This is a genomic window from Collinsella aerofaciens, from assembly GCF_009876115.1.
Classification (GTDB): domain Bacteria; phylum Actinomycetota; class Coriobacteriia; order Coriobacteriales; family Coriobacteriaceae; genus Collinsella; species Collinsella aerofaciens_N.
This window is the reverse complement of record NZ_WWSY01000001.1, coordinates 162,649-178,362: the sequence shown is the minus strand read 5'-3', so window position 1 is coordinate 178,362 and position 15,714 is coordinate 162,649. Positions and strand designations below refer to the sequence as shown.

Sequence of the window (15,714 nt, the reverse complement as noted above, 5' to 3'; positions counted from 1 at the left end):
GTGGCCTTCGAGCACTACATATATACCGGGACGACCCGCCTGCGCTGCGGCTACACCACGGGGAGCTGCGCCGCGCTCGCGGCGAAGGCGGCCTGCGAGATGCTCTTGTCACGAAAGCCCGTCGGCCGCGTGTCGATCGTCACCCCCGGCGGGCTGCCCGTCGAGGCGAACGTGGTCGACGCATGTATCGGCGAGGGGCGCGCCCAGTGCGCCGTGCGAAAGGACGCAGGCGACGATGCCGATGTGACCGACGGCGTGCTCGTGTACGCGCGCGTGGAACATGCGGGGTCGGGCACGGGTGCTGCGGGCAGCAAGGGCGTGCCCGCGCGCGAATCGGAAGTTTCCGTCGATGGCGGCGTGGGCGTGGGGCGCGTGACGTTGCCCGGGCTCGAGCAGCCAGTGGGGGCGGCCGCCATCAACGCGACGCCGCGCGCGATGATCACTTCGGCGGTGCGCGAGGTGTGCGCCGCGCACGGCTTTTCTGGAAATATCGCTGTGACGATTTCGGTACCCGAGGGTGTTGCCCTTGCCGAAAAGACCTTCAACCCGCACCTGGGGATAGAGGACGGCATCTCCATCCTGGGCACGACGGGCATCGTCGAGCCGCGCAGCCTCGCTGCCTTGCGCGACAGCATCGAGCTCGAGATCCGGCAGCATGCGGCTATGGGGCGGCGCGGAGTCGTGCTCACGCCCGGCAACTACGGCGCGCAGTTCATCTCGGGGCATTTCCACCTAAACGGTGCGCCGGTGGTCTTCATCTCCAACTTCGTGGGCGATGCGATTGATTGCTGCGTTCGCGAGGGATTTACCAATGTCCTTCTTGTGGGACACATCGGCAAGCTGGTGAAGGTCGCGGGCGGCATCATGGACACCCATTCGCGTACCGCCGACTGCCGCGCGGAGATTCTGGCCGCCCACGCGGCCTTGGCCGGCGCGGGCACGAAGACTGTGCGCGAGATCATGTCGTCGGTCACGACCACGGCGGCGCTCGAGGTAATCGAGGCCGCCGGCGTGGGGGACGCTGCGCGCGCCTCGCTCGCTGTGGCAATCGAGGACAGGTTGCGCCGCCGCGCGGCGGGCGGATGCGACATCGCCGCGGTCGTGTTCGACGCCGAGCGCCGCGAGCTTTTCCGCACGTCGGGCGCCGATGCAGTTATCGGGGAATTGGGGGCGACGTATGAGTAAAGGCGTGCTGTACGGCGTGGGCACGGGGCCTGGCGACCCCGAGCTGCTCACGATCAAGGCCGTCCGCACAATCGAATCGTGTCCGGTCATCGCCGCACCGCAGACGGCGGACGGGGCCATGGTCGCGCTCGACATCGTGCGCGGCGCCGTCGACCTTACAGGCAAGACGGTGATCCCCGTGCGATTCTCGATGACGCGCGACGTCGAGCGCCGCGCGGCCGAGCATGCCTCGCTTGTTCGCGAGCTTGTCGCGCACCTGGATGCGGTCCGCGACGTCGCGCTGCTGAACCTGGGGGACCCGAGCATCTACGCCACCTTCCAGCGCATAGCGCCCGACGTGCGCGCCCGCGGGTTCGAGGCGCGCGCCATTCCCGGCGTGCCGAGCTTCTGCGCGGTCGCCGCGGCGCTCGAGCGCGACCTCACGCCCGAGATGTCGTCGCCTCTGCACATCGTGCCCGGCGGCTACGACGACGTGCGCCGCGCAATCGGCTGGCCGGGGACGAAGGTGGTCATGAAGGCGCGCCGCTCGCTTGCGGACACGAAGTGCATCCTTCGCGAGGAGGGCGCCTTCGACGGTGCCGAGCTCGTAGAGGACTGTGGGCTTCCGGGCGAGCGCGTGTACCGCTCGGTCGACGATGTGCCCGATCGGGGCAGCTACTTCTCGACGATGGTGGTGCGCTAGATGAGGGTTTCCTGCATAGCGTTCACTGAGAGGGGATATGCGTTGGCGGAGCGCACCGCACGCGCGCTTTCCGATTGCGCGCAGACAGGTGAAGATGACCCTGGCTGGGACGTTTCCGTTTCGCGCGGGTTCGGCGAGGGGAAGGCCGACCTGTGCGCATGGACGGCGCTCGCGTGGGAAGCGTCGGACGCGCTTCTGTTCGTGGGCGCGGCGGGCATCGCCGTGCGGGCGATCGCGCCGCATGTCGCCTCGAAGGCAAGCGATTCCGCGGTTGTGGTGATCGACGAGGCGGGGCGCTTTGCCGTCCCGCTTTTGTCGGGGCATTTGGGCGGTGCGAACGAGCTTGCGCAAACTGTGGCACGCGCGGCAGGGGCCATCCCCGTCATCACCACGGCGACCGACGTCCGCGGCGTGTGGGCGGTGGATACGTGGGCGCGCTGTGCGGGGCTCGCCGTTTCGAATCCCGAGGCCATCAAGCGAGTGTCGGCGCGGCTGCTTTCGGGCGGGCGCGTGGCGCTCTATTCCGACATGCCGATTTCGGGACAGCCGCCTGAGGGGGTTGACATTGCGTCCGACCGCGCTCGGGCCGATATCGTCGTGTCACCGTTCGCTGGCGCGAATGCAGGTGCGTCCGTTCGCGCAGCGGAGACGACGGGCGATGTCGTGCTCGCCGGTGAGACGGGGAAGCCGGCGGGCGTGCGGGCGCAGGCGCCTGCCCCCGAGCCGCTTCGCCTTGTCGTGCCCTGCATCGTTGCGGGCATAGGGTGCCGTCGCGGTGCGTGCGCCGAAGCGATCGGGGAGGCGTTTCTTCTCGCGTGCGGGCAGGCGGGTATCTCGCCTTCGGCCGTGCGCGAGGCGGCGACGATCGACGTGAAGGCGCACGAGGAGGGTCTGCTCGCCTTCTGCCGCGCGCGCAAGATTCCGCTTGCGACGTATTCCGTAGAGGAGTTGTCGCAGGTCGAAGGCAGCGTTTCGCCATCTGATTTCGTGCGCGCGACGGTGGGGGTCGACAACGTGTGCGAGCGCGCGGCGCTCGCGGACGGGGGCAAACTTATCTTCCCGAAGCTCGCTCACGGCGGCGTGACCGTCGCGTTTTCCAAGGTAACTATCGAACTTTCGTTTAAGGAGCTGTGATGGGAAAGCTCTTCGTGGTGGGGATCGGCCCGGGCGGCCCCGACGGCATGACGATTGCGGCTCGGCGCGCGCTCGAGGCGGCCGACATCGTTGTGGGGTACACGAAATACGTGGAGCTCGCGCTCGCCGCCGTGCCCGACGCGGCGCATCTCGCGACGCCGATGATGCACGAGGTCGAACGGTGCCGCCTGGCGCTTTCGCGCGCGCAGAGCGGAGAAGCCGTGACGCTCGTGTGCAGCGGTGACGCGGGCGTGTACGGCATGGCGAGCCCCGTGCTGGAGCTTGCGGAGGACTACCCCGATGTAGACGTGGAAGTTATCGCCGGGGCCACCGCGGCTCAGAGCGGGTCGGCGGTGCTCGGCGCCCCGCTTGCCCACGACTTCGCGGTCGTGTCGCTCTCCGACCTGCTCACGCCGTGGGAGGTCATCGAGCGCAGGCTCGCCGCCGTGGCGAGCGCCGACTTCTGCATCTGTTTGTACAACCCGCGCAGCAGAAAGCGCGCCGACAGGCTCTCGCGCGCGGCGAAGATTATGCTCGAATGGAAGGCCCCCGACACGCTCTGCGGCTGGGTACGCAACATCGGGCGCGAGGGGCAGCAGTCGGGCATGTGCAGGCTCTCCGAGCTGGGGGAGTTCGACGCCGACATGTTCACCACCGTGTTCGTCGGCAACGCGGACACGAAGCGCGTAGGCGGCCGTATGGTCACGCCGCGCGGGTATCGGGAGATTCCATGCGAAAGGTAACGATCATCGGGGCGGGGCCCGGAAACCCCGACTTGCTCTCGCGCGCGGCGCTCGACGCGATCGACCTCGCCGACGTGGTCATCGGCGCTCATCGCGCGCTTGTCAGCATCGACGTGCCGCCCGACGTGGTGAGATGCGAGCTCGTGAAGACGGCGGACATCGTCGCCGCTCTCACCGATGCGGCGTCGTGGCAGCGCGCCGTGGTCGTGATGACGGGCGATGTGGGGCTGTTCAGCGGCGCGCGCCGCCTGGTGGAGGCGCTCTCCGGCGACGCGCGGGTGGACGTGCGCGTCATTCCCGGCATAAGCTCAGCGTCGTATCTCGCCGCGCGCCTCGCGCGTCCATGGCAGGATTGGCGCTTCGCGAGCGCTCACGGTGTGGCGTGCGACATCGTGGCCGAGGCCGAGCGCGCAGGTGAGCTCTTCCTCGCCACGTCGGGCGGGGAAGACCCCTCGCGGCTTTCGGGCGAGCTTGTGCAGGCGGGCTTCGGGGACGCGCGCGTGACGGTGGCCGAGCGCCTGTCGTACCCCGACGAGCGCATCACCTGCGCGACCGCAAGTGAAATCGCAGGTCAGACGTTCGACGACTTGAACGTGATGCTTATCGAGCCCGCAGGCGGCGCCGGGTCGCCTGCGGGCTCTAGCGCAGCCTCCGAGGCGCCGGCCGGCGCGTCTGCGCCCGCGACGGCTTCTTTCGCGGCGGACTCTGCGGGCGCATTCCGCGCCGCGAGCTCCCGCTGGCCGTACGCTTCCTCGGGCATTCCCGACGAGCTCTTCATCCGCGGCGACGTTCCCATGACCAAGCAGGAGGTGCGCGCCGTCGCGCTCGCGAAGCTGCGCCTTACCGCGACCGACACCGTGTGGGATGTCGGCGCCGGCACGGGGAGCGTTTCGATCGAGGCGGCGCTCGTCGCGCGAGCGGGGTCGGTATGGGCGGTCGAGCGCAACGCGGCCGGCGTGCTGCTCATCCGAGAGAACGCGGATGCATTCGGGTGCGGCAACGTGCATGCGGTCCCCGGTGTCGCCCCCGAAGCGCTCGCGAAACTGCCCGTCCCCGACGCCGTGTTCGTCGGCGGGAGCGCGGGCGAGCTTCCCTCCATCGTGGAGGCGGCGCTCGAGAAGAACTCGCAGGTTCGCCTGTGCGTGCCATGCGTCACCGTTGAGACGCTCACCGAGGCGTGCGCGCTCCTCTCGGGTTCGCGCTTTAAGGGGTTCGAGGCGTGCCAGGTGTCGGCCGCCCGTGTCGAGGCTGTAGGCTCGCACCATCTTATGAAGGCGCAAAACCCCGTGTTCCTCGTCAGCGCGCGTGGTGCGGGCGCGGATGCCGAGGAGCTTGCCGAAGTCGGCGCGCTTGCTGAGTCGCCTGTCGGGGAGGACCTCTCTGTCGAGGGGAACCCATCCGTTGAGGTGGTCTCGCTTGCTAACTGCAGCGCCGCAGGTGGGGAAGGCGGCGCCCGGTGAGCACGTCCATCCCGCGCTTCATGGTCGCTGCGCCCTCGAGCGGGAGCGGCAAGACGGTCGTAACGTGCGCGCTCCTGCGCGCGCTCGCGCGCCGCGGCATTGCATGCGCGGCCTTCAAATGCGGCCCCGACTACATTGACCCGCTCTTTCATCGCCGCGTCGTGGGTGCGCGCTCGGGCAATTTAGACGGCTTCTTCACCGACGCCCCGACGCTGCGCGCCCTGCTCGCACGCGGCGCCGCGGGCGCGGATGTCGCGGTGCTCGAGGGGGTTATGGGCTTCTACGACGGCATGGCGCCCGGCGTGGCCGACGCGAGCAGCTACCAGGTTGCGCGCGACACGGAAACGCCGGTCGTTTTAGTGGTGAACGGGCGCGGGGCGTCTTTATCGCTCGCCGCTGTAATCCGCGGCATCGCCGAGTTCCTGCCTTGTGCGAACGTGCGCGGCGTCGTGCTGAACAAGACGAGCGCCGCTGCCTGCGCCTACGCGGCGCCTGCGATCGAGAAGCACACGGGCGTCGCGGTTTTGGGGAATATCCCCGCCGACGAGGCGTTCTCGCTCGAAAGCCGGCATCTGGGGCTTGTGACCGCCGACGAGGTCGAGCAGCTCTCCGCGCGCATCGACAAGATGGCCGAGCTGGTGGAAAAGAGCGTCGACGTCGACCGCTTGCTTGAAATAGCGGCGACGGCACCCGATATTCGCGAGGAACCTTACCGGTTGGAGCCGATCGTGGGAGCGCGGCCCATCGTCGCCGTCGCGCGTGGCGAGGCGTTCTCGTTCTACTACGAGGAGAACCTGCGTGCGCTCGAGGACCTGGGTTGCGAGCTGGCCTTTTTCAGCCCCCTGTGTGATAGCGAGTTGCCCCGGGGGACAAGCGCCCTCTATCTGGGGGGCGGCTACCCGGAGCTCCATGCGCGGCAGCTCTCCGAGAACGTGTCGATGCGCGAGGCGGTGCGGCGCGCGGTGGAATCCGGCATGCCGACGGTCGCCGAATGCGGTGGGTTTCTGTACCTGCTGCGCGAAATCGCCGATAGCGAGGGGTGGCGCTGGCCTGTTGCGGGCGCCCTTGAGGGCGCAAGCGAGAACGGGGGAAGGCTGTCCCATTTCGGGTACGTGGAGCTTACTTCCCAACGCGACGGGCTCTACGGGCCGCGCGGCACACGCATCCGCGCGCACGAGTTCCACTACTGGCAGTCCACCTGCCCGGGCGGCGACTTTTGGGCGCAGAAGCCCCGGCGCGACAAGGGCTGGCCGTGCATGACGACCACCCCGTCCCTGGTGGCGGGCTTCCCGCATGTGTACTATCCTGCGAACCCCGACGTTGCGCGCGCGTTCGCGTCTGCCGCAGCGTCGTTCGCAGAGAGGAGGCGGCATGGCTGAAGCAACCGAAACCGCGCTTGCCTGCATCCGCGAGGAAGTCGAGCGCGCGTTCTCGTCGGCGCCGGGCGCCGTGCTCGAAGCCGCGCTTTCCCGGATCGCGCCCGCAGACGAGTGCGCCCGTGCCGCCGCGTACGCCGCGTGGGACTCCATCGCGCACCCCTTGGGGGGATTGGGCGACTTTGAAGACGCCGTCGCGTGTATCGCCGCAGCTCAGGGGAGCGCCGAGGTGGCCGAGTTTCCCCGTGCGCTCGCTGTATTCTTCTCCGACAACGGGGTCGTTGCCGAAGGCGTGTCGCAAAGCGGACAAGACGTGACGCGAGCCGTCGCGCGCAACATGTGCGAGGGGGCCGCGAGCGCCTGCCGCATGGCGGCGTTCGCGGGTGCCGAGGTCGTGCCCGTCGACGTGGGTATGGCCCGGGGCATAGAAGACGCGCGCATGGTGCGCGCGAACGTGCGGAGGGGGAGCGGCAACATCGCGCACGGCTCCGCTATGTCTCGCGATGGGGCCGTGCGCGCGATCGAGGTCGGAATCGCCGTCGCGTGCGGGCTCGCCCGCGCCGGCGTGCGCCTTCTCGCCGCGGGCGAGATGGGCATCGGCAACACGACCACCTCGGCGGCGGTGGCCGCAGTGCTCATTCGGGCGGACGCGCGGAGCCTCGTCGGGCGCGGCGCGGGGCTCTCGGACGCCTCGCTCGCGCGCAAGCGCGACGTGGTCGAGCGCGCTATCGACGCGAACTCGCCCGATCCGGCCGACCCGATCGACGTGCTCTCGAAGGTGGGCGGCTTCGACATCGCGGCGATGTGCGGCTTCTACCTGGGGGCCGCGGCCTCGAAGGCGCCGGCGCTCCTCGACGGAGTCATATCCTGCACGGCGGCCCTGTGCGCGGCGCGCCTGTGCCCCAACGCCTTGGGCTACCTCGTGGGCACCCACGCATCAAGCGAACCCGCAAGCCAGGAGCTCCTTCGCGAGCTTGGCATAAAGGCACCCCTCGACGCAGGCATGCACTTGGGCGAGGGCGCGGGCGCCATGGCGTATCTGCCCCTTCTGGATTCGGCGCTGCGTGTGTACCGGGATGGGAAGACGTTCACGGCGACTGGCATGGCTGCTTACGAGCATTTCGAGGCCGGGAAATGACGGTGACGCTCGTCATCGGCGCCGCCGCGAGCGGCAAGAGCGCCTACGCCGAGTCCCTGTGCCTTGGGCACGACGGCCCCCGCGTGTACCTGGCAACGATGGAGCCCTTCGGGGAAGAGGGCGCCCGCCGCATCGCGCGCCATCGGGCGCTGCGCGAGGGCAAGGGGTTTTCCACCCTCGAGCGCACGCGTGACGTGGGCGCCGCAGTGTCCGGGCTTCCGCGCGGCTGCACGCTTCTTTTGGAGGACGTGGGCAACCTGGTTGCGAACGAGCTTTTCGCGGAAGGCGGCTTGTCCCCACGTGACCCCGACGCTGCGGCGCGCGAGGTGCTCGGAGGCATCGAACGGCTCGCTCAGGCCGCTGCGTATACGGTGGTGGTCACCGTCGACGTGTTCGCCGATGAGATGCGCTACGATGAGGGGACCGAGGCATGGAGGCGCGCGCTCGCGCGCGTGAACGCGGGCGTGGCGGCGCTGGCCGACCGCGCAGTCGAAGTGGTATGCGGGATTCCCGTGTGGATGAAAGGTGAAGGACCTACAAGGTGAAGATAGCAGAGGCAATCGGCGCGGCGTTCGGAACGTTCTCGCGCATCCCCGTCCCGAAATCGGCCTGGACCGATTTCGGGTCAACCCATGCGCTTGCCGCGTTTCCCCTGGTGGGCCTTGCGGAAGGCTTCCTCATGACGGCGTGGGGGCACGTGGCGAACCTGCTCGGCGTGCCCGCGACCATCGTCGCGGCCGTGCTCGTGGCGCTGCCTGTGGCGGTGACAGGAGGCATCCACCTAGACGGGCTCTGCGACACCTCCGATGCGCTTGCGAGTTGGGCCCCGCGCGAGCGAAAGCTCGAGATCATGCACGACCCGCGGGCGGGCGCCTTCGGGGTCATCGGTGTTGTTGTGTACCTTATTCTGCAGTTTTCCCTGTTCACCGCGCTGCCGCTTACGGCGGGGGCGTTCCTCGCGCTTCTGTGCTCGCTCGTGTTCTCCCGCGCGCTTTCGGGGCTCGCCGTTGAATGCTGGCCTGCCGCGCGGGCGGACGGCATGGCCGCGGGGCTCTCGCCTGCGAAGAAGCGCGCGGCGATCGTCGTGCCGCTTTGCGCTTTCGCTGCGGCTTCGGCTGCAGGGATGGTCGCGTGCGCTCAGGCCGTCGGCGCCCTTATGGCGGTGGCGGGGCTTTTGGTGCTCGCGTGGTACCGCCATGTTGCCCTGTCCCGCTTCGGCGGGGTGACGGGGGATTTGGCCGGATGGTTTCTGCAATGGGCCGAGCTCGCGATGCTTGCCATGCTGGTGGCGGGGGGCATGCTCCTATGATGCTCGTGGTAGGTGGCGCGCATTCGGGGAAGAGGACCTTCGTGCGCGAAAAGCTCGGGTTCGCGGCGGACGATTTCGTCGACGCGGCGCAGCTTGCGGAGGGCGGCGTGCCCGCGGCTTTTGCCGGCCGCGTCGCATACCATGCTGAGGAACTCGTACGTGCGCTCGACGCTGACCGGGCGCTTGAGCGGCTGATCGGCTTCGACGCAGTGATTCTGCCCTTGGTCGGCTCGGGGGTCGTCCCCATGAGTGCGGAAGACGCCCAATGGCGCGAGCGCGCGGGGCGCCTGGGATGCGCGCTCGCTGCGCGCGCCGACGTCGTCGTGCGCATGATGTGCGGGATTCCCCAGGTCATCAAAGGAAACCTTGCCGATGCACCTCGAGGGACGCAGGGCGCGGGTGCGCCTTTGGAAGTCGTCTTCGTGCGCCATGGTGCCACGGCGGGCACGGAAGACCATCGCTACAGCGGGGCGGGCACCGACGAGCCCCTGTCGAGTGCGGGCGAGCGCGCTTTGCGCGACCTCGCGTGCGATCGTGACGTGTTCCGTGTTATCACGAGCGGCATGGCCCGCACCGACCAGACGGCGCGCATCCTCTTCCCGAACGCGGAGCTTATGGCGTGCCCCGGTCTGCGCGAGATGGATTTCGGCGACTTCGAGGGGCGAAACGCCGCCGAGCTTAAAGAGGATGCGCGCTATCGCGCCTGGGTAGACTCCTGGTGCGAGACGCGCTGCCCGCATGGCGAGGGCAAGAGCGATTTCACCCGCCGCGTCATCGCGGCGTTTCGGGAGGCGTGCGAATCGGAGCGCGCCCAGGGGAGTGGGCGCGCCGTCTTCGTCGTTCACGCGGGTACCGTGAAAGCGCTGCTCTCCGAGCTAGCTGTCCCGAAAATGGGATACTTCGACGTGCATACCGAGCCGGGCGGCGCATGGGCCGCCACTTGGGATGGGCGCTGCCTTCGCGACGTTCGCCCCGCTTCGGGGGGCGATGCCCGGTGATGACGATTCTTGCCGTCGCCGCCGGGTTCGCGGCCGACCTTGCCTTCGGCGACCCGCGCTGGCTTCCCCATCCCGTCGTCGCCATGGGGCGCGCGATCACGTGGGCCGAAGGCCGCCTGCGGGGCGCATTCCCGCAAACGTCCGCGGGCACGCGCGCCGCAGGGCTTGTGCTCGCCGTGGCGCTTCCGCTTGCGTGTGGGCTTTTGACCTGGGGAATCCTGCATCTTTGCGGCATGGTTCACTCCGGCTTGCGCTTCGTGGCCGAGGCATGGGCGAGCTATCAGATTCTCGCGGCATGCGAGCTGCGCCGCCAGAGCCTGGCCGTTGCCCGCGCGTTCTCGAAGGGCGGCCTTGTCGCGGCGCGCGAAGCCGTCGGGCTCATCGTGGGACGTGACACGTCTGTTCTCGACGAGCAGGGCGTCGCGCGCGCCGCCGTGGAAACGGTGGCGGAGAACGCGAGCGACGGTGTCATCGCGCCGCTTTTCTACCTTATGATCGGGGGTGCGCCCTTGGGCATGGCGTACAAGGCGGTGAACACGCTCGACAGCATGGTGGGCTACAAAAACGAGCGCTACATCGACTTCGGCTGCGCCTCGGCGCGCCTCGACGATGCGGCGAACTGGATTCCCTCGCGCTTATCGGCCCTGCTCATGATCGCCGTGTGCCCGATCGTCGGGCTCGACGCGCGCGGGGCGGCGCGCATCTGGCGCCGCGACAGGCGTCGCCATGCGAGCCCGAACGCGGCGCAGACCGAGTCAGCGTGCGCGGGCGCGCTCGGCCTGCGCCTGGCAGGGCCCGCGGTGTATTTCGGCAAGCTCGTTGAGAAACCGACGATAGGCGACGCGTCCCGTGAAATCGAGTGGGGCGACATCGCCCGGGCGACAAGGCTCATGCTCGCCGCGTCCGTATGCGCGCTCGTCGTCTTCGGTGCCGCGCGTGCGGCGGTCGTGCTCGCCGTGGGGGCGATGGCATGAGGGAAGACCACGCCGCGCCCCGGGTTGCCGGGGGAATCCTGCGCGCCCGTGCGCATGGAGGCAGCTCGCAATCGCTCGGCATCGCTTGCGAAGGGGGCGCCTCCGACCTCATTGACTTCTCGGTGAACGTGAATCCGGCAGGGCCCTCGCCGCGCGCCCTCGCCGCAGCTTGCAAGGCGCTTTCTCGAATCGACGCCTACCCCGATAGGGAAAGCCTCGCCCTCGTTCGCGCCCTAGCGCGCGCCCAGGGCATACCCGAAGATACTATCGTCTGCGGCGCGGGCGCGTCCGACATCATCTGGCGGCTCGCCGCGTCGGTGCGCCCGAAACGCATCGTCGTGTGCGCGCCGACGTTCTCTGAATATGCGGAGGCGGCATCGTACTACGGTGCATGCGTGCAGGAGTTCCCGCTCTCCGAAGCGGACGACTTCGACGTGCCCGCCTCCTTCGCCCGCGCGATCGAGGGGCCGGGAGACGTGGCGTACCTCTGCAATCCGAACAACCCGACGGGGCGCCTCGTCGACCCCAGCGTGATCGATGCCGCGGCTTGCCGCTGCGAGCAGGTGGGCGCGCTGCTCGTCGTGGACGAGTGCTTCCTCGGATTTGCGCCCGACGCCCGCGAAAGGAGCGTGGCTGCACGCGCCGCGTTTTCGCGCCATGTGGCCGTGCTCTCCGCGTTCACCAAGCTCTACGGAATGGCGGGGTTGCGTTTGGGATATCTGATCAGCGGAAACGCTCAACTCATCGAGGGGATTCGCCAGGCGGGGCAGGCGTGGCCCGTCTCCTCGGTCGCCGAGGCCGCGGGCATCGCCGCCCTGGAAGACGTTGAATACGTCTCGCGCACGCGCGATGTATTGGCGGGCGAGCGAGCGTGGCTTTCCCACGAGCTCTCCACGCTCGGGCTTTCCGTCGTGCCCTCGGATGCGAACTTCCTTTTAGTCCGCACGCCGGCGAAAGACATCCCCGAGCGCCTGTATAAACAGGGGGTTTTGGTCCGCACGTGCGACTCGTTTTCGGTACTGTCCCGTTTCTGGTGCCGCGTCGCGGTGCGCACGCGCAAGGAGAATGCCCGGCTTGCGATGGCGTTCAGCCGCGCACTTCGGGCGGAAGGTGCATCGGGCGAAGGCGAACCCGACGAACGGGGCGGCGCTTCTTGCAGCGGCGCTATGGCGGGCGCGGATGGCCGAGGCTCGGCGAAGGAGGTCGATACCCGTGGGTAGGGCGAAGCCCATCATGATCCAGGGCACCATGTCGAACGCAGGGAAGAGCCTGCTTGCGGCGGGGCTGTGCCGTGTGCTTTCGCAGGACGGCCTGCGCGTGGCTCCCTTCAAGAGTCAGAACATGGCGCTCAACAGCGGTGTCACGGCCGACGGGCTCGAGATGGGGCGCGCCCAGATCATGCAGGCCGAGGCGTGCGGCATCGCGCCCGACGTGCGCATGAACCCCATCCTTCTCAAGCCCGAAAGCGACCACCGAAGCCAGCTCATCGTGACCGGCAAGGCGCAGGGAGCCTTCGCTGCGAGGGACTACTTCGCGCGAAAAAAGGCGCTCATGCCGCAGATTTTGGAGGCGTTCGATTCGCTCGCGGAGGAAAACGACGTCATCGTCATCGAGGGCGCCGGCAGCCCCGCCGAAATCAACCTTTCCGAAAACGACATCGTCAACATGGGGCTCGCGCGCGCCGTGTCCTCCCCCGTGTTGCTCGCGGGCGACATCGACCCAGGCGGGGTGTTTGCCCAGCTCTACGGTACGGTCGCGCTCTTTGCGCCCGAGGATCGCGCGCTTTTGCGGGGGCTTGTGGTGAACAAGTTCCGCGGCGATGTGGAAATCCTGCGCCCGGGTTTGGCCCCGCTCGAGAAGATGTGTGGGGTTCCCGTCGTGGGGGTCGTGCCGTATCTTACGCTCGACCTGGACGACGAGGACTCGCTCGCGCCGCGCCTATCTGCCCGCGAGGCGCGCGGTGTCATCGACGTCGCCGTCGTGCGCCTTCCGCATCTTTCGAACTTCACCGACTTCGACCCGCTTTCGCGCGTGCCTGGCATGGGCGTGCGCTACGTTTCCTCGACGACCGATCTGGGCCGACCCGACCTGGTGGTGCTTCCCGGCTCGAAGGCCACGCTCGACGACGCGCGCTGGCTTGCGGCTAGCGGCATCGGAGCCTGTGTACGCGCGCTTTCGGGCGCGGGTACGCCGGTGCTCGGCATATGCGGAGGCTACCAGCTTTTGGGAGACGAGCTTTCCGACCCGCACGGCAGGGAAGGCGCTGGCACCGCGCGCGGGCTCGGGCTCATCCCTGCAAGTACGGTGTTCAAGGAGGAAAAGCGCCTCGCCCAGTCGGAGCTGCGCATCACGGGCGCCCAAGGCGCGTTCTCGGTGTGGAACGGCATGACGGCGCGCGGGTACGAGATTCACGACGGCGAAACGACCGTCTCCTGCGCCCCTGCGGGCACGATTGGCGGCAAACCAGAAGGCGCGGCCTGCGGAAACGTGTTCGGAACCTATCTCCACGGCCTGTTCGACGAACCTGGGGTGGCGCTCGCCCTCGCGCGCTCGCTCGCGCGCATGCGCGGCCTGCCCGAGAGCGTCGTGGGTGCTGCGGGCGCGGCGTCCGCAGCCGATCACCGTGCGCGCGAGTTCGATCGCCTGGCCGACGTCGTGCGCGGGGCGCTCGACATGGAGTATGTCTACCGCATTATCGAGGAGGGCGTATGATCCACGTGTATCATGGCGACGGCAAAGGCAAGACCACGGCGGCGATGGGCCTCGCCCTTCGCATGCTCGCCGCAGGCCGCCGCGTCGTCGTCGTGCAGTTCCTGAAAGACGGCGAAAGCGGGGAGGCGCGCCTGCTCGCCGAGCATTTCGGCGTGCCCGTGTTCGCGGGGAAGGTGTCGGACAAGTTTACCTGGTCGATGACGTCGGAAGAACTTGCCGCGACGTGCGAGCTGCACGATGGGAACCTCGCTTCCGCGCTCGCCGAGCTCGAGGGCGCGCGGGAGGGGCTGCTCGTGCTCGACGAGGCGCTCGACGCGCTTTCGAAGGAGCTTGTCGACGAGGCGCTCGTGGATCGCGCGCTCGATCTGTCCGCGCGCGGCGTCGAAGTGGCGCTCACCGGGCGCGCGCCTTCCCGCAAGATCGTGGAGAAGGCCGACTACATAACCGAGATGCGGTGCGAGAAACACCCCTACTCTCAGGGGATATGTGCAAGGGAAGGAGTGGAGTACTAGATGGATTCCAAGGAGATGGCGCCCGGCGACATCGAACGGCGCAGCTTCGAGATCATCACCGAAGAGCTCGGCGGCCGCACGTTCCCGCCGCTCGAAGAGCCCGTCGTGAAGCGCGTCATCCACACCACTGCCGACTTCTCGTACGCCGATTCCCTCGTGTTCACCCATGACGCCGCGCACTGTGCGCTCGACGCACTGCGCGCAGGGGCCACGGTGCTCACCGACACGAACATGGCGCTCGCAGGCATAAGCAAGCCCGCGCTCGCGAAGCTCGGCTGCAAGGCCGTGTGCTACATGGCCGACCCTGATGTCGCCGCGGCTGCGCGCTCCGCGGGCACGACTCGCGCCGTTGCGAGCATGGACAAAGCTTGCGGCATCGAGGGTCCGCTCATCGTGGCCGTCGGCAACGCTCCCACAGCACTTCTGCGCCTCGCCGAGCTCATGGACGCGGGGAAGATCGCGCCCGCGCTCGTCGTTGGGGTGCCGGTCGGGTTTGTGAACGTGGTCGAGGCAAAAGAGGAGCTACTCGCGCGACGCGTGCCGACCATCGTCGCGAGGGGTCGCAAGGGCGGCTCGACCGTGGCGGCCGCCATTATGAACGCGCTGCTCTACCAGATCACGCGCCCAGGCGGTCCGAAGTGACGGCGCCCGCATCCGCGCCGGCGCTGCGCATCTTCGCCGGCACCACCGAGGGCCGCCTTCTGTGCGAATGGGCGAGCGAGGCGGGCATCCCCGCCCGTGCCTACGCGGCAACCGAGTACGGAGCTGAGCTTTTGGGCGAGCTTCCGGGCATCGAGGTGTATGCGGGCAGGCTCGACGAGGCCGACATGGAGCGCGAGCTTTCCGGCGCGCGCATCGTCGTCGACGCCACGCACCCCTTCGCTACGCTCGCAAGCGGCAACATCCGGGCCGCTTCGCTCGCCGTGGGTGCACGATGCCTGCGCCTTGCGCGCCCGGCTGAGGCGCTACCCAAAGGCGTCGTGCCGGTCGCGTCGATCGCCTGCGCGGCGCGCTTTCTCTCCGAGAACCCGGGTCGCGCGCTTCTCACGACGGGGAGCAAGGAGCTTGCTCCCTACACGCGCGTCGCCGATTTCGCGGAGCGCTTCTTTGTGCGTGTGCTCCCGCTGCCCGGTGCTATATCGAAGTGCATCGACGCGGGTTTTTCGCCGTCGCACGTCATCGGCATGCAGGGGCCCTTCACCCGCGAGCTCAACGAGGCGATGCTTCGGCAGGTGGGTGCCCAGTGGCTTGTGACCAAGGACTCGGGAACCGTAGGCGGCACGGCCGAGAAGCTCGCCGCCGCGCGCGACGTGGGAGCGCGCTGCATCGTGGTCACCCGTCCCGCCGAGGGAGGCGGGGCCCTTTCGCTTCGGGAAGTGGAAGACGCGCTCTTACGGGAGTTCGCGCGCTAGGCGCTCGCCGCGCCTGCGCGCCCTCCCGCCCGCGAGGAGGAGCGCCCCGAGTAAGCTCGATCCGTACAAGCCCGTCATC

General features: G+C 68.6%; 16 protein-coding genes. All 16 read left to right on the top strand.

Features of this window, described 5'->3' with window-relative positions:
• The 16 genes from cbiD to cobK are packed head-to-tail and all read left to right on the top strand — an operon-like array spanning window position 1 to window position 15,635.
• On the top strand, window positions 1-1,185 hold the full coding sequence (cbiD, locus tag GT571_RS00830) for a cobalt-precorrin-5B (C(1))-methyltransferase CbiD (RefSeq protein WP_338400639.1): 1,185 nt from the start codon (window positions 1-3) through the stop codon (window positions 1,183-1,185).
• Complete coding sequence (gene cobI, locus GT571_RS00825) at window positions 1,178-1,867, top strand: precorrin-2 C(20)-methyltransferase (RefSeq protein ID WP_117654692.1); 690 nt, start codon at window positions 1,178-1,180, stop codon at window positions 1,865-1,867. Before cbiD ends, cobI begins: the two co-directional genes overlap by 8 nt.
• On the top strand, window positions 1,868-3,001 hold the full coding sequence (locus GT571_RS00820; RefSeq protein WP_161154846.1) for a cobalt-precorrin 5A hydrolase: 1,134 nt from the start codon (window positions 1,868-1,870) through the stop codon (window positions 2,999-3,001).
• The gene (gene cobJ / locus GT571_RS00815; protein WP_161154844.1) at window positions 3,001-3,744 is read left to right on the top strand and encodes a precorrin-3B C(17)-methyltransferase; all 744 of its coding nucleotides are present in this window, start codon (window positions 3,001-3,003) and stop codon (window positions 3,742-3,744) included. The genes GT571_RS00820 and cobJ overlap by 1 nt, the downstream gene beginning before the upstream one ends.
• Window positions 3,732-5,204: a precorrin-6y C5,15-methyltransferase (decarboxylating) subunit CbiE gene (cbiE, locus tag GT571_RS00810; RefSeq protein WP_161154842.1), complete on the top strand. Its 1,473-nt coding sequence runs from the start codon at window positions 3,732-3,734 to the stop codon at window positions 5,202-5,204. The genes cobJ and cbiE overlap by 13 nt, the downstream gene beginning before the upstream one ends.
• The gene (locus tag GT571_RS00805; RefSeq protein ID WP_338400638.1) at window positions 5,201-6,583 is read left to right on the top strand and encodes a cobyrinic acid a,c-diamide synthase CobB; all 1,383 of its coding nucleotides are present in this window, start codon (window positions 5,201-5,203) and stop codon (window positions 6,581-6,583) included. The genes cbiE and GT571_RS00805 overlap by 4 nt, the downstream gene beginning before the upstream one ends.
• Window positions 6,576-7,718: a nicotinate-nucleotide--dimethylbenzimidazole phosphoribosyltransferase gene (gene cobT, locus GT571_RS00800; RefSeq protein WP_161154840.1), complete on the top strand. Its 1,143-nt coding sequence runs from the start codon at window positions 6,576-6,578 to the stop codon at window positions 7,716-7,718. Before GT571_RS00805 ends, cobT begins: the two co-directional genes overlap by 8 nt.
• Window positions 7,715-8,263 (top strand): bifunctional adenosylcobinamide kinase/adenosylcobinamide-phosphate guanylyltransferase, encoded by a 549-nt coding sequence (locus tag GT571_RS00795; protein WP_117654697.1) that lies wholly within the window; start codon window positions 7,715-7,717, stop codon window positions 8,261-8,263. Before cobT ends, GT571_RS00795 begins: the two co-directional genes overlap by 4 nt.
• Window positions 8,260-9,027: an adenosylcobinamide-GDP ribazoletransferase gene (gene cobS / locus GT571_RS00790; RefSeq protein ID WP_161154838.1), complete on the top strand. Its 768-nt coding sequence runs from the start codon at window positions 8,260-8,262 to the stop codon at window positions 9,025-9,027. Before GT571_RS00795 ends, cobS begins: the two co-directional genes overlap by 4 nt.
• Window positions 8,961-10,025 carry a histidine phosphatase family protein gene (locus GT571_RS00785; protein ID WP_240136070.1) on the top strand — a complete coding sequence of 355 codons (1,065 nt, stop codon included), beginning with the start codon at window positions 8,961-8,963 and terminating at the stop codon, window positions 10,023-10,025. The genes cobS and GT571_RS00785 overlap by 67 nt, the downstream gene beginning before the upstream one ends.
• Window positions 10,025-10,999, top strand: a complete 975-nt coding sequence (cbiB, locus tag GT571_RS00780; RefSeq protein ID WP_161155082.1) for an adenosylcobinamide-phosphate synthase CbiB — start codon at window positions 10,025-10,027, stop codon at window positions 10,997-10,999. Before GT571_RS00785 ends, cbiB begins: the two co-directional genes overlap by 1 nt.
• Window positions 10,996-12,219 (top strand): pyridoxal phosphate-dependent aminotransferase, encoded by a 1,224-nt coding sequence (locus GT571_RS00775; RefSeq protein ID WP_161154836.1) that lies wholly within the window; start codon window positions 10,996-10,998, stop codon window positions 12,217-12,219. Before cbiB ends, GT571_RS00775 begins: the two co-directional genes overlap by 4 nt.
• Window positions 12,212-13,711, top strand: a complete 1,500-nt coding sequence (locus tag GT571_RS00770; protein WP_338400637.1) for a cobyric acid synthase — start codon at window positions 12,212-12,214, stop codon at window positions 13,709-13,711. Before GT571_RS00775 ends, GT571_RS00770 begins: the two co-directional genes overlap by 8 nt.
• Entirely contained in the window at window positions 13,708-14,223 is a 516-nt protein-coding gene (locus GT571_RS09945) for a cob(I)yrinic acid a,c-diamide adenosyltransferase (protein ID WP_192934581.1), read from the top strand. Before GT571_RS00770 ends, GT571_RS09945 begins: the two co-directional genes overlap by 4 nt.
• Window positions 14,224-14,865 (top strand): precorrin-8X methylmutase, encoded by a 642-nt coding sequence (locus tag GT571_RS09940; protein ID WP_192934580.1) that lies wholly within the window; start codon window positions 14,224-14,226, stop codon window positions 14,863-14,865. It abuts the gene before it with no gap.
• Window positions 14,862-15,635, top strand: coding sequence for a precorrin-6A reductase (gene cobK, locus GT571_RS00760; RefSeq protein WP_161154832.1), 774 nt, complete (start codon window positions 14,862-14,864; stop codon window positions 15,633-15,635). The genes GT571_RS09940 and cobK overlap by 4 nt, the downstream gene beginning before the upstream one ends.
• Window positions 15,636-15,714: the final 79 nt, after the last annotated feature.